Origin of the sequence: Bacteroides sp. AF39-11AC (assembly GCF_003474285.1) — a bacterium.
Lineage (GTDB): Bacteria > Bacteroidota > Bacteroidia > Bacteroidales > Bacteroidaceae > Bacteroides.
In genome coordinates this window covers 276,512-290,651 of record NZ_QROH01000004.1, presented here as the reverse complement: position 1 = coordinate 290,651, position 14,140 = coordinate 276,512, and the positions used below count along the sequence as shown (strand labels likewise).

The following is a 14,140-nucleotide window of genomic DNA, read 5'->3' as shown; positions in this document are numbered from 1 at the left end:
AGAACCGGAAACAAAAAAATGAAAACAAGAATTTGCTTTTTACACCTTCTTATATATATAGGTATCATCCTCTTCTCAATCTCCTGTGAGAATGAAATCCCCTATACTCCAGCTCACAGTGAGCCACAACTCATTATGAACGCCCTCCTTGATGCAGGAGAACCGGAAAACTACGTATATCTCAACCTAAGTGGTACACATGGCCTCTCACACGTAGAAGAAGCTACTGTAAACCTATATGTCAACGGGAAGCTTGTAGAAAAGGCGGAAGAACTTCCCCCACTCAAGCCTATTGGCAGCCTGGATATGGTCTACGATCCTAATGCCCCCCTCAATAATCTCCCTGAAATAGCAAAACGCAAGAAATTCCGAATTACTACCCCTTTGAAAGCCGGTGAACATATTTGTCTGGAGGCCATAGCTGAAAAAGGCAAATATCATACAACAGCCGAAGTTACCGTTCCTCATCCGGTAAACTCCATCCAAATAGATACATGTCTCATCCCCATCAGAGTGTACAGCGGATGGGAAACCCATCGCCAGTTTAAAGTAACTCTACAAGACCGCCCTGATGAGAAAAATTACTACCGCTTGGACATATGGCATGACATTACTGTTCACGGACAATACGAAAGCCTCATAGATACCGTTCTCTATGCCAGGGAAACAAATATCATCAATCGAGAAGATGTGATACTAACAGATGGAAATCCCAGCAATAGTGAAGATGATGAAGATGATTTATTCGGTAGTTACATTGAAAATAAATATAATGTCTTCACCGATGACCGCTTTTCTGGTGCTACCTGTACTTTGAAGGTTTATACTCAACTTTATCATAATTACAACTCGTGGCTTTATAACGTCACCCGCCGCTCTATAAATATCACCATTCGCCTGCTCAGTATCAGTGAAGCTGAATTCCGCTATTTAAAAGCCCTAAACACTCTGGAATCGGGGAATTATGAGGAAGCACTCATGGAACCTATTATCATACCAAGCAATGTAAAAGGTGGGCTCGGATTTGTAGGAATCAGTTCGGAAACAAGAATGACAATGCAGCTGCCTGATGAGATTATTGACAATGAAAACTTACCACCATATACTCAATAAGATTATACCATGAAGCATTATATTCTTCTCTTGTTAATAGCCGTGTCTTTCTGTTCCTGCCGAAGTTCGCGCAGCATGCAGAAAGAATTGAATGGCATGCGTAGCAATCTTTTCTATGAGCTTATTTCGCAAGAATATACCGGCAAAGTCAAAGACAGCATCTATCTGGATTTTATAGATTACTCCAACACTGATTATTACAGCACTATCAAGCGGAAAGGTGGTTTCTTCATTCCACTGATTATCTTTAATAGGCAACAGGATCGCTTCCGCACACGGCTGGGTGAGCATTCTCTCAGCCAACTTTATCGTGAATTCCTCACGGATGCATTATTAACCGAATGTAATAGTAGTACCTGCTTCCAATTAATAGATAACAAAGACAATCAAGTTCCCGCTGACTCTGTATATCGCCTGGAGGTAAAAGTCAGGCAGAATGTCTGTCACTTGCCACCCGTGAAATTGTTGAAGAAATCAGCCAGAAGCTGAATATACTCATGTCCGCCCGATAGCCCATTATACATTCCACGCAAAGCATCCACTATCATTCTGATCGACCGTGTACGATAACCATATTACATTCATATTACAAAAAACGCCTCAAACAATCAAAATAACACCATATAATTGATCTACATCAAGAAATAGTCATCTAAACAGCACTTTCTTTCTTTTTCGTTTTTGTGTTATAAAACATATTCCTATATTTGCACAGGTAAAAAGAAAAAGCTAAGCGCTTAGAGCTGTTTTCAATAGGTATTAGATTTTTAGAGTTAGAATTGTTTTTAGGTATAACAAATTAAAAGTAGGTATTATGAAACGTTTAGGATTAACATTAATGGCAGTAGTCTGCCTGACTGCTACGACATTTGCAGCAGGAAATCAACCTACAACTGCAAAATGGGATGGTAACATCAACGTAACCAAGTTGAGTAAATATTTGAATTTATCCGCTGACCAGCATGAAGAAGTAGCAAACATTTGCAATTACTTCTCTACACAGATGGAACGCGCTACAACTGCCAAGAAGGATCAGAAAAAGAAACTTCACAATGCAGTTTATGGAAACTTGAAGTTGATGAAAAAAGCACTGACTGACAAACAATATGCTGAATATGCAAGAGTATTGAATGTCACTTTGCAGAACAAGGGTATCGAAATGAAATAATTTCATGTCGATAATTAGGAATATCCTTTTTGATTAATAAATAAATTGTAAAAGAGGGCGCTGAATATTACGTTTAGCGCCCTCTTTCCTTTGTCAACACTATTTAAGTGCCGACTCCCTAACCAATATATATTTCATTTACAAACAATATCTGTCTTGTAGTTCCTTCTTATGCTTTCTTGAGACTAAAAGTTCCGTTATCTTATCAAAAGGAGGATACAATATACATTTGTTATCTTTAATAATCATCAGATAATCAATATTAATAATATAGGACTGATGTATCTGGACAAAACAAGGCGAGTACTGAATTATCTGTTCAGCAGTCATTCCACGGCGCAAGACCAACGGCGGCTGATTATTAAGCACCACTTCCCACTGCCTGCGATCGGAACAATACCGGAAAAAACCAATTTCAGCAGAACGCAATGCACGCATATCATTTGTCGGAGTAAATACAATGAACGTTTGTCCACTATGCAGTGGCATTCTCATAGGTAATGCCGCTTTTTGTCTCGCCTCAGCCTGTTTCACAAAACGTGCCAATATATCTTTCAATTCTTGCTCTTCGAAAGGTTTTAATAAATAGTCAAACGCAGATTCACGAATGGCCTGTATCATATATTTGTCGTAAGCTGTATAAAAAACAACCCGCATATTCCACGAAACATCATCCCGAATATCCTCCAGCAGTTCCATACCCGTCATATCCGGCATTTCCACATCCAGAAAAAGCAAATCAGGTTGTATCTTAGCAATCACTTTTTTGGCTTGCTTACCATTCCGGGCTGTCTTTTCCAAAGAAAAACGCACATCTTTACTTAACTCGAAAGTCAAATTCTCGAGTGCCACATCATCATCGTCAACTATTATAACTTTATATCTATCCATGTCTATTTCATGTATCTTTTGACGAATGTAGAGATTATATTGTTTTCAGGCAAAACCCTCAAAGTGATTTTATAGATTATCCGGTGATTATTCGTCCTATCCTTGCTAAAAACGAGATTAAACATTATTATTTAATCCTATAATCATACTTATCCGGCAGTAGGAAAGTGACTTCACATCCAATTTCACCATTGGATAAAGAAACATTATGTATAGCTACATCTATTGTTTCCTTATTTTTCATATTCAATATCTGAATTGTTTGCATAATAACTTTCATACCTGTACCAGTTCCCCTGTTCCGGCTATTTGGACGATAACCTCCACCATTATCCCTGATTTGAATAGAAATTCCATTGGCTTGGCGAGCAATAATAATCCACAAATTTCTTTCTCCTTCCTTCTCTTTCAGAGCATGCTTCACCGCATTTTCTACAGGAATCTGTATCAACATAGAAGGCAGCTGAACTTGCTCAGGATTCACACCTTCACCAATCTCTATCATCGGATGGAAAGTTATCCCTAATGAGCGACGCTCCAAATCGATATAGGTTTTCACAAAATCCAGTTCTTCCGCTAAAGTGACACATAATTGCTCAGCCAGTTCCAAATTACGCCGCATCAGTTTGACCAAGGAAGATAGTTCCTGCTTCTCTTCCGCTTTCCTTCCTGCCATTTCCTGATTAAGTACGTTAAAGATGAAATGAGGAGATAAGCGGTTACGGATATTTTCCAAACGGAGTGAAGAAACTGTACGACGGTTTTGAGCTAACAATAACGCACGCTTCTTCTTACTGTACAGATAGACAAAAACAACCACCAGTAAGGTAATAGTGGTAAGGGCAATCCATAAGGTCTCCATCTGCCGAAGTTCAAGAACTTCATTCTCCTTTTCCCGGATAAAAACTTTTTGCGCCATCACGGTAGAATCCTGCTGGTAACGCAAGGCCAGATCAGCCGTACGCATCTCTACACGCTCATTACGGATAGAATCATCCATCCGATTATTTTCTTTCAAATAAAAATATGCCTTCCGATAATCTCCCGTTTCTTCATAATATTGCTGCAGATACTTATTGCGTATGTTCACCATATCTGGATCAACATCCGGTGAAGTTATGCTTTCTGATAAAATACGCCAAGCTTTAGGCAAGTCTTTCTGAATAAGTGCCAATTTTATTTTCTGTGTATCAATATAATAAAGTGCAGTTGTTATTCCTGTTTTCTCAAAAAAAGGTTGGCACTTGTTGATATATTTAGCTGCAGAATCGGGCTCATCCACTTGCAAAAAGCAATCTCCCAGATTCAACCAACCCAAGTTCAACTCGAAAACCATATCGGGATAACCTTCAACAAGATCAGTAACTTTTCGGAAATAATCGATAGCCGTTTCATAATCTCCCCGATAATAATAAGAAGTCCCGCGGTTGTTCAGATAGAAATGCTTCTCAAAAGGCAACATGTCCTCATAGCTTCTGGCCGCAAGATTATAATAATAATCACATTGCTCAAAATCACGCAAAGCCACATATATCTGTGCTAATCCATAATAAATCGGCGGTTTCTTTGTAGAAGTGATATTTAGTGAATCGCACAATAACAGTGCTCTCCTGTACCATGCCGCTCCCACGTCCAATTTACCTAAACGGTTAGTAGCATCAGCCAGATTCATCAGAATATCAGGTACAACTTCTATTTTAGTGCCATGCATCCGTAGTTCATAAGCTTTTCGGAAATAAACTTCTGCAGAATCCATATGCCCTGTACGCGCATAGACATTCCCCTTCATATTAAAACAATCAGACTGTAAATCTGCCAACTGCAGAGAGAACGGCTGTCTTTCTGTGAAATCTTCGATTTGTTGTATTAAGAGCCGGGCAGAATCCATATCAGAAGACATCATACAAGTCTTAGAAGCCACAATCAGATAGTTATAACGTACCAGACTGTCTTTAATTTCTCGCATTTTTTGCAATGCTTGTGTACGTACTTTCCGAGGGGCAATAGATACGGAATCTCCATTTGCTGTGAAGAATGCTTCGAATGCTTGCATTTCAGGATTTACCTCTTTTTGCTCCTGAGGTGTGCATGCATTCCATATTATTAGTATTCCCATCAAAAACAGGATGACTCTTACTTGCCTCTTCCCCCTCTTTTGCATAAATACATAATTAATAGATACGTTATTGTCAAGACCTTTGCAAACATAAGTTTTTTTTATGAGACAAAAGAATATTAAATAGAATTTTTATAGACGTATCTGGAAAACAAAGAATATCTAATACAATTTGTAAAACAATATAAAAACAGCAAACATCTTACATATAAGAAGTTAAGAGTTTGTCGACAAGATGTTAACTTTTTGTCAACAGGAAATTAATTTCTTGTCGACAAGGAATTAATATTTTATAAGAAACTGATAATCAAATATCCAAACGTAGCACATAAAAGTTATGCATATGCAATATTATTACTAATACAAAAAGAATGCCATTACTTGTTATCTCTCAATAATAGCTCACTCAATTACATAGTACTCTTTTTAACACCAAATTAAAAATATCAGGATAATCCTCTTTTTAGACCTAATACTCCACAATATCGCGATTTAAACCATTTTGTATTTAAATCATGATTTGTATTTGAGTTATTATTAGGTACTTTTGAACATAAAAATAATATGATTATTATTCACATTATTCATCTCATTCAAGCCTCAAGATTGTGACATGATAAAATCATTAATAGACATTATATTATAAAGAAATCAGTCTTAAACGATAGGAAAGGATAAAATAATAATGGTAAGATATGCTCCATATAGCGACCAAGAAATAGTACAAGCTATTCTTAACAGAGATAAGGAAATCACTTTCAATTATCTCTATAAAGATTGTTATCCCCTTTTCAAGGCCATATTCAATAAGTATTATACCGATTGCAATGAATGTATAGAATTTATCAACGAAATCTACGTTCTCATTATAACACCCAAGAAAGAGAATAACCGTAGTCCACTTTCTGATTTCGGACTACGTTGTACACTTACAATGTGGCTGAAACTTGTAGCCGAAAACCATTGTAGACACCTTTATAAGAAGAGGATAGAAACATCTGGTGAAGAAAATTTCGGGATAGATGATAGATTATTGTCTGGTAGTGACTCTTTGGATATAGATTTAACTTCAATCAACGCAATGGACGTCGAGACCGTACTGTCGCAAATGCATCATCGACGTTATAGTCAACTCATCCGTCTGCGTTACTTGGAAGGAAAGACTAACGAAGAGACTGCAGAAATTCTAGAAATGACAATGGCAAATTATTACAACAAGCATAAGTTGGCTAAAAAGCAGCTAATAAACGTGCTCAGAAAGGAGGGATTGTTATGATAGACAACACATCTTTAATCTTCGATAGTTTTGGTAGTTCAGAAGAAATGCTGGGTGCCTACCTTGAAGGTAACCTGTCAATAGAAGAGGAATTGCAAGTGGAACAGATATTGGCCAATAATTCCGATTTAGCAGCATTGGCTGATGAAGTAAACACCACACCAGACTATTCTTCTGAAACGATTGAGGATTTATTAGCGAATGATTTATCAGAATCAGAAATTGAAGAAATAGAAACATTTAAACAGATATTTAACATGGAAGACTTACTTAACAATGGCAATGACGGGGTCAGCCACAGCAACTTAGGAGCAAGTGCAGCCCATAAAATTTTTGGAGACAGAGGAAATGGTTCCGAAACTACTTTCGATCCACTAATTTTTCAAGGCAACGAAGGAACCTGTGCAATACGCAGTCAGCAAATTATCTTACGCGACTATGGCATTGATGTGTCACAGGATGAACTTAAACATTTCGCAACAGAACAAGGATGGTATGATCCCAGTGATGGTGGTGGTACTCCTATGCAATATATCGGATGCCTCTTGGAGGCCTGTGGAATTGGTGTTCGCCAAGATATCGATTGTACAGTATACGATTTGGTAAATGAACTTGCTCAGGGACATCGTATTATTGTTGGTGTGGATGCCAATGAATTATGGGCAGATCGTGAAGGCAGTATTTTTAAACAGACAAAAGAATTTTTCAGAGATATTTTCGAGGGCGACACTCCTAATCATGCGCTGGTAGTTGCCGGTGTAGATGTAAACCCCAATGATCCGGAGGATGTTACAATCATTCTCACAGATCCTGGAGCAGGCGATTTACGTATCGAATATTCTCTCAATGAATTTATGGACGCCTGGGAAGACTCTAACTGTTTCATGGTAACAACAACGACGCCGGCTCCTTTACAATATGACGAAATCAATGGAAGAATGATTCCTTCCAACTTTGCATTTGAACAATATGTCGATGCAAACAGCCTTCCTCTGCAACCGGATGAAATATACCCAATGCCAATGGCAGCTGCAGCCCACTATAGCGAAGGACATCTTAACTCTATCGGACACGATGATAACGGAAACGAAATTAGTTATGAAGCTTACAGCGCTAAGTATAAACAAGTATTAGGAAATACCCAAACTCTCGGTCAGGATCATTTTGACAGGGAATCTTTCGTTTCAGCCATGAAGAGTCTTTTCGGATTCGGCAGTCATCACGACCCGGAACCCGATCCGAATATTCTTCACGACCCAGATGGGCCAGATAGTCCCCTAAATGATCCGACTGGAGATATTTATGGTCAGGATGAAGAACCAGATGATCCTGATGAAGATGAAGAAGAAGATGATGATAATCTAAGTCTATAGTTTATTACAAAATAATAATTATGAGCAATAACATACAAAGTACGTCCGAAACACTCAAGAAAAAGACACTTGATGTGATGACAAAGATGCTTTCCTTTGTCAAACAATATCCCAAAGTAGAACTGCCTAATTCATCTAATGAATTCATTATCGCGAAAGATTTAATGGCAAAAGGTGAATTTAACCTTGCAGTGTGCGGAAAAGTCAAGAATGGCAAAAGTTCTCTGATTAACGCTCTCATTGGACGAGAATTACTCCCGGTAAGCACTGATGTAGCCACCTCAAGAGTGTTTAAGATTTCAAATGCTGAAGAAGATAGTTTTTTTGTTGTTTATGCCAATGGCGATAAACAACAAATTAAAGAAGAACAATTGGCTGCGTTTGGAAGTCAAACTGTTATTGATACGAAGGGCCAAATTGAAACGGATAAGACTATAGCTTTTATCCAAGTTAATACCAAGCTTGATTTCTTGCCCAAAGGAGTTTCTATTATCGATACTCCGGGTATTGGCTCAACTTACCCTCAACATACTGCCATTACAAAACAATATATCAAAATGGCAGATGCTGCACTCTTTGTCGCCAACCCGTCTCCACTGGAAAATATAGAAATTAAATTTCTCAAAGAAATTGTCCAGATAACACCGGGTATTATGTTTGTCACCACCAAAATTGACGAAAATGGCAATGAAAGTGTAGATGAAGCTATCTCACGCAATGTTAAACTCATAAATAAAGAAATAGGCAATGAACTTTATTTTGGAGTTAATATGCAAAAGATGTCGAGTAAACTGCTTCTCGAAGCTGCACAAGCAAAAGATAATGACGCTGCAGATTTCAATTATGAAATCTCCGGTTTCGATGAAGTAAAGCATGAGATGATCAACCTCGTTTTTTTGACATTAGGCTATTACCGGGCAGGCATGGCATATAATGCTGCAGTTTCATATTATCAAACTGTTTTAAAAACTCTTCAAAACAGGAAAAGTGGTATAGCAAAAGCTATCACCCAATACGATGCTATGGTCAAGAAATATGAAAATGCCCGTAAAGTTTTTGCTGAAAAAATGGGTGAAAGTAAGCGCAAAGAAGTCCTTAATGAAGTGGAGCTTATTCTCAAAACAATGGAATCAGATTTCAACCAGATATTCTCTTTAAAAGGAAAATTTGCGGAGAACTATGAAAACGAAATTGACAATCTATCTTCTGAAGAAATAACCCTTTATAGTAATAAACTCGGAGACAAGTTACTATCTGAAATTCAACAGGAATGGAATGATTTGACAGATATAGCCCAACAAAAAATGGGGACAGTTCTCTGCAAATATAACAAAGAATGCCAAATGGCAATACCCGAGGGTATCGCTATTTCAATCTCGGACGATAAAGTAGCAGACCCAAACATTCAGAATGTTTCCATGCGTGAGAAAGTGGCAAGTGTTCGTTCCGAAATGCTGATGGGTACTGCCTTGACTGGTGCCATAGGAACGATAGTTGGCTCTGCCAATTTCTTTTGGCCCGCTTTAGTAGCTCCAACATTACCTGTTGTCGCACCTGTCCTAGTAGTTCTAGGGGTCGGTGTCATCCTTTGGGGTGCAATAAGCGGAAGCCAAAAAGCCACTCAGGAAAAGCTGAAAAAGAACAAAACCCAACTCAAAAAATATGTTCAAGATACCATACTAAATTGTCGAAAGCAACTTGTGGAGACATCATTGGCCGATAACAAATATCAATCCCTGTATCAAGGATTCATCCTAGCAGTCAGACAACAAGCATTAGAAAGTGTCACCTCTACATATGACAAATATAAAAAAGAACTCGATGCTATGAAAAAAGCAATTACCGACTCTAAACAGGATCCCCAAGTAGCTACAGCTATTGATTTCCTTATCCAGAAATGGCAGGAAAACAAAGCAGACATGCAAGAAATACACTCCTTATTAGAATCTATTAAAGTAGACTGAGTATGGCAAAGATCGGCATAGACTTTGGATCTTCTTACACAACAGTAGCATGGATTAATCCACTTAACGAGAAGCCGGAAACCGTTAAATTTAATGGTGACGGCTCCGTTAAACTACCTTCTGTGCTTCTGGCAACCGAAACAGGATTCGTCATTGGTTTTCAAGCATCTAGTTATCTTGATGAGGTATTTCAATTACCCTTTGAACAGAGAATCGAGATAATGTCCAACTTCGTACCTTGCATCAAGAAGAAACTGAGTACAAAGGCTACAGAATTATTATATGGTAACAAATACAGCCACGAACAGCTCTTGACTATCTTTTTCAAATACGTCATAGAACAGACAGCAGCTCATTGTGGAAGTCATACATACATTGATTCAGTCGTTTTCTCTCATCCTGTTGAGTTTGAAAAATCTAAAATACAACTCATACATAATGCGTTTACAAACTTACATATCGCAGTAGAAAATACTCTTTACGAACCAGAAGCCGCGGTAATCGGGTACAGTATAGACCACAGGATTTCCGATGAAGAAGGAATCCTAGTTTTTGACTTCGGTGGAGGAACTATCGATGTAGCTTGTGTTCAAAAGAAGTATGGAGAATTAAAGTTGGCGACAGAACCAAAAGGAAATAGTAATTGTGGAGGACAGGACATTGATTACTTGCTATATGAAGATTTAAGAAAAAAGATTCAGGCTAAATATTCTTTTGACATTTCAGATAAAAACATGATTGATTACGCTATGTTAAATTCTTGTAGACGTCTAAAAGAGTATTTCAGTGGTCCCAATGACGTTTACGAAACCAATATTGCATTAGTGATAGACGGTAGAATTACAACCTACAAATATCGTTTAAGCAGAGATACCTTCAATAATATCATTTATTCCAAAGTTTCAGATGCTATCAGTGTAGCAAAACAAGTTTTGGCAGATGTGAACTCCAAAAAGATAAAGGTGGGTAAAGTTCTCCTGATAGGTGGTAGTTCCCAACTTACCTTAGTGAGAGAGATGCTTACAGAATTGTTACCAGAGAGTGAAATAGATACTTGTGGAGAGAAAGATATCGCAGTCGCTTTAGGTAATATTTACACTCCTGAAAAAGATAAAAAAGGACCGGAGAATCCTCCTTTTGCAGAACCTCTTAATATGAACAAAAGTATGATTTGTAAAAAATGCAGATCAGAAAAATGTTATAAACTCGTTGAACGTTCTGGCTATCACTGCTTAGATTGTGGCTGGGAAGGTAAAAATATAACTGTAACTTTTCAAAATTAAAGTATATGAACATCTTAATGGTTGGCCATAGCCGGTCTGGTAAAACTTCATTCATGGCCGGTATGTACAAAAACTTAGGTGATGATACATCCGGTTATGGCATTCGAGCTAAAAATGCTACGCAAAAACAACACCTGCAAAAGATGGCAAATCAGCTTTCCCATGGAAAATATCCGGCTGGAACAGATGTGCAACAAATGTATAATTTTGAATTGACCTGTTTAGGCGAAGATATTATACCCTTTAATTGGATGGACTATCGCGGTGGAATTCTTCTTAGTGATGATCCTGATGATGAAGATATGGGTAAGTTTCTGGAGGCGATTCAGACGGCCGACGCTTTAGTTGTATTTCTTGACGGAGAAAAGCTCTCGGATAAATCTGGCCGTTGGACTATGGAATATGACATCTTGCTATCCTGTATTGAAAGTTCACTGGATATTAATCACCAATCCTGGTTTCCTATTTGCTTCGTCATTACAAAATGTGATCTACTCCCCGATGGAAGCAAATTTTATGGATTGAATCGATTCCAAACGCTCTTCAATCAAATTTCCAATAGCAAGAAAGTAGGTGCCATGCTAGTGCAGTGCATCATCAATTCAGAATTTTATTTCACTCCATTTTTGGCATTGGCTTATTGCATTTATGGCGGTACACCTATCTATGTTCAAAAAAGGTTGAAAGCTATGGAAAATGCAGCAAGCCGCGCAAAACAACATCGTCCGGAAACTTTAATTGGTTGGTTGGCAGCTGGAACAGAACAATTGCTCAGTGGAGCTGCAAGTATTATTGATTGCGGGTGGGAAACAACGTTGGATAAGGCAGAAGCAGCCAATTGGGATTATGAAAAAGAGCAAAAGCAATTAGAAAAATTACAAATCATTTCAGAAGAGTTGAAGGAAAAGTTAGACCAGTGGGCAACTGATAATATTGTTACATTCTTTTAATATCAATACTAATATGGAAAAAAATAGGAAAATATCATTTTACGGATTAAGCCGTTCCGGAAAGTCTTGTTATATCTTTGCCATGGCACAAGCACTTTCTCAAGGATTATGTTTCCCGGACGGAGAGATTCTTACGGTCAAATCACCGATTCCAATGCAAATGGCCAAATTGTATAAATCTTATCAGCAAATGACTGATGGACGGTGGCCGGCAGGTAACACCGAGAGCGTTGATTATAATTTCAACGCGAGACTACGCTTAGAGAAACTCATGTCATTTAATTTAAAAGATTACCGCGGTGGTCTTTTGGACACATGTGATGAAGATGAAATAGATGAGCAAGATGAATTATTCAGTTCCTTTGAGGATTCAGCCGTGTTATTGTTTTTTGTTGGGGCGGACACCGTCATTAAAGCTATGGAAAAAGATGTAGAAAGTAACATTAAGCTAAACTTTTTAAGTACTTTGTATGAAAACTTTCTCGATAGGACGAATGATGCCAGAACACCTGTCATGATTGTTATATCAAAATCAGATATGCTCTCACCGCAAGAATTACTCAAAGCCAAAGAGTTTACTAAAAATAAGTTACAATCGATGTTTGGCCACGGTACAAATATCACTGCTGCCATAACAACTGTCACTTTAGGTAAAAACCTGAGTAACGAAAATGGTGAATTGGAAGGTGACCTAATTATTGGACCTACAGCGGGTAACATCCATATACCTATCATTTACTCATTATTCTGTGTTATTTCTAATAAAATAGAAGAAGCTATAGGAAAATTATCATCAGCGCAAGATGACTACAAAAATGCACAAAATGAATTAAATAATGAAATGTCAAAAAGTGCATTCGAAAAATTCTTTAATAACAATGAAAACAAGATTCGTAATCGTATCAATTCTTCTAACAATATTATAGGAAAAGAAAAGGAAGCACTAATAGAATTAAATAATACTTTGTCCAAGATTAAGCCATTCCTCCTAAACGGAGCTGATGTCTACATCAATGGTACTAAACTATGAAAAGGATGAAAGCACAATACTTTATTTACACCCGAAACTCAGAGAATGACTATAAACTAGTATTCTCTCCGAGTGATGATTTCTGTTCGCCAGAAAGGCGCAAGTTTTTTCTGATGCAGGCACGAGGTTCTATCAATATTGATATATACCCATCCGACCTTAAAACTCCAAGGTGGCTATTTTCACGCCAAGGCAATTTGACACTTTTTGGTGTCGGTCTCATGAATTCAGCCCTAAGTGCAGAATGTAATACGGACTACACAGGAACACCTGTACGAGGGTTCTTTGGTATTCTTTTAGATAATACGTCAATTGAGTGCATTCCTTTTGACTTAGATTTTTTTAAAGAAATCTATGCCAAACACATTATATCTTTATGGTATGCTCCTAAAGACGAATTTAAGAAGAAAGGCGCATGGGTAGATATCGAATTTGAGCAATTTAATACAATTAAGGCTACCAGCTTCAATCTCTCATTGAACACCGATAGTAACAAATCTGCAATCTTAAATAATTCGGTAAAAGAAAACGAATTAATGGCAGAAGCCATGGCAACAATGAATGATGTATCCGTAATTACAGGTTTAGAAGATAAATTACATGCTTATGATAGCAAATATCATTATATGAATGCAATAGTTATCGGAATTAATATTCACGAAGAACACATTTATAAGAAAGAAGGAGGAGTTATTCTCCCCAAAAATCCGGAGGATGATCAACCTAAAGACAATAAAGAAAATCCGTATAAGCCAAAAAAAGAATTGCGCCTGAAGTTGATAATAGCAATCGGGATAGTAGTAGCCATTATAGTCTTCATAATACTGATGAATGGAAAAACAGCCACGACGCCGATCTTGCAGAATTCAAATTCAGGCGACAGTATCCAAAAGAGTCAAGTTCAGAAGTAAGCCCCATCTCTGAACTTAAATTACGAAAAAGGCAAGAAGTAAAAGAAGTTATAAAATTGGTTCAT

General features: G+C 37.6%; 12 protein-coding genes. 10 read left to right on the top strand and 2 right to left on the bottom strand.

Features of this window, described 5'->3' with window-relative positions; translation table 11 throughout:
* Positions 1 to 18: 18 nt before the first annotated feature.
* From DW036_RS09720 to DW036_RS09710, 3 genes are all read left to right on the top strand, one after another.
* A complete protein-coding gene (locus DW036_RS09720) occupies positions 19 to 1,113 on the top strand; it encodes a DUF4249 domain-containing protein (protein WP_187374589.1) in 1,095 nt (364 codons plus the stop codon).
* Positions 1,114 to 1,122: 9 nt separating this feature from the next.
* Entirely contained in the window at positions 1,123 to 1,602 is a 480-nt protein-coding gene (locus tag DW036_RS09715) for a hypothetical protein (protein ID WP_118463658.1), read from the top strand.
* A gap of 325 nt (positions 1,603 to 1,927) precedes the next feature.
* Complete coding sequence (locus DW036_RS09710; RefSeq protein WP_118463655.1) at positions 1,928 to 2,281, top strand: hypothetical protein; 354 nt, start codon at positions 1,928 to 1,930, stop codon at positions 2,279 to 2,281.
* Positions 2,282 to 2,419: 138 nt separating this feature from the next.
* Here DW036_RS09710 and DW036_RS09705 read toward each other — a convergent pair whose 3' ends face one another.
* Both DW036_RS09705 and DW036_RS09700 read right to left on the bottom strand, forming a co-directional pair.
* Positions 2,420 to 3,172 carry a LytTR family DNA-binding domain-containing protein gene (locus DW036_RS09705; RefSeq protein WP_118463652.1) on the bottom strand — a complete coding sequence of 251 codons (753 nt, stop codon included), beginning with the start codon at positions 3,170 to 3,172 and terminating at the stop codon, positions 2,420 to 2,422.
* A 127-nt stretch (positions 3,173 to 3,299) separates the two neighbouring features.
* Positions 3,300 to 5,288 (bottom strand): tetratricopeptide repeat protein, encoded by a 1,989-nt coding sequence (locus DW036_RS09700; protein WP_369906253.1) that lies wholly within the window; start codon positions 5,286 to 5,288, stop codon positions 3,300 to 3,302.
* Positions 5,289 to 5,973: 685 nt separating this feature from the next.
* Here DW036_RS09700 and DW036_RS09695 point away from each other — a divergent pair.
* From DW036_RS09695 to DW036_RS09665, 7 genes are all read left to right on the top strand, one after another.
* The gene (locus DW036_RS09695) at positions 5,974 to 6,564 is read left to right on the top strand and encodes a sigma-70 family RNA polymerase sigma factor (protein WP_118463646.1); all 591 of its coding nucleotides are present in this window, start codon (positions 5,974 to 5,976) and stop codon (positions 6,562 to 6,564) included.
* 257 nt (positions 6,565 to 6,821) lie between these two features.
* Positions 6,822 to 7,937, top strand: a complete 1,116-nt coding sequence (locus tag DW036_RS09690; protein ID WP_147401462.1) for a hypothetical protein — start codon at positions 6,822 to 6,824, stop codon at positions 7,935 to 7,937.
* Between the two features lie 20 nt (positions 7,938 to 7,957).
* The gene (locus DW036_RS09685) at positions 7,958 to 9,901 is read left to right on the top strand and encodes a dynamin family protein (protein WP_118463640.1); all 1,944 of its coding nucleotides are present in this window, start codon (positions 7,958 to 7,960) and stop codon (positions 9,899 to 9,901) included.
* Between the two features lie 2 nt (positions 9,902 to 9,903).
* Positions 9,904 to 11,184: an Hsp70 family protein gene (locus DW036_RS09680; protein ID WP_118463637.1), complete on the top strand. Its 1,281-nt coding sequence runs from the start codon at positions 9,904 to 9,906 to the stop codon at positions 11,182 to 11,184.
* A gap of 5 nt (positions 11,185 to 11,189) precedes the next feature.
* Entirely contained in the window at positions 11,190 to 12,134 is a 945-nt protein-coding gene (locus tag DW036_RS09675) for a hypothetical protein (protein ID WP_118463634.1), read from the top strand.
* 13 nt (positions 12,135 to 12,147) lie between these two features.
* A complete protein-coding gene (locus tag DW036_RS09670; RefSeq protein WP_147401461.1) occupies positions 12,148 to 13,164 on the top strand; it encodes a hypothetical protein in 1,017 nt (338 codons plus the stop codon).
* Positions 13,161 to 14,075, top strand: coding sequence for a hypothetical protein (locus DW036_RS09665; protein WP_147401460.1), 915 nt, complete (start codon positions 13,161 to 13,163; stop codon positions 14,073 to 14,075). Before DW036_RS09670 ends, DW036_RS09665 begins: the two co-directional genes overlap by 4 nt.
* Positions 14,076 to 14,140 lie beyond the last annotated feature (65 nt).

Bases quoted from the DNA above. Each gene is read 5' to 3' on its own strand.
- DW036_RS09720 (WP_187374589.1), top strand. From the start codon at position 19: ATGAAAACAAGAATTTGCTTTTTACACCTTCTTATATATATAGGTATC.
- DW036_RS09715 (WP_118463658.1), top strand. From the start codon at position 1,123: ATGAAGCATTATATTCTTCTCTTGTTAATAGCCGTGTCTTTCTGTTCC.
- DW036_RS09710 (WP_118463655.1), top strand. From the start codon at position 1,928: ATGAAACGTTTAGGATTAACATTAATGGCAGTAGTCTGCCTGACTGCT.
- DW036_RS09705 (WP_118463652.1), bottom strand. From the start codon at position 3,172: ATGGATAGATATAAAGTTATAATAGTTGACGATGATGATGTGGCACTC.
- DW036_RS09700 (WP_369906253.1), bottom strand. From the start codon at position 5,288: ATGGGAATACTAATAATATGGAATGCATGCACACCTCAGGAGCAAAAA.
- DW036_RS09695 (WP_118463646.1), top strand. From the start codon at position 5,974: ATGGTAAGATATGCTCCATATAGCGACCAAGAAATAGTACAAGCTATT.
- DW036_RS09690 (WP_147401462.1), top strand. From the start codon at position 6,822: ATGGAAGACTTACTTAACAATGGCAATGACGGGGTCAGCCACAGCAAC.
- DW036_RS09685 (WP_118463640.1), top strand. From the start codon at position 7,958: ATGAGCAATAACATACAAAGTACGTCCGAAACACTCAAGAAAAAGACA.
- DW036_RS09680 (WP_118463637.1), top strand. From the start codon at position 9,904: ATGGCAAAGATCGGCATAGACTTTGGATCTTCTTACACAACAGTAGCA.
- DW036_RS09675 (WP_118463634.1), top strand. From the start codon at position 11,190: ATGAACATCTTAATGGTTGGCCATAGCCGGTCTGGTAAAACTTCATTC.
- DW036_RS09670 (WP_147401461.1), top strand. From the start codon at position 12,148: ATGGAAAAAAATAGGAAAATATCATTTTACGGATTAAGCCGTTCCGGA.
- DW036_RS09665 (WP_147401460.1), top strand. From the start codon at position 13,161: ATGAAAAGGATGAAAGCACAATACTTTATTTACACCCGAAACTCAGAG.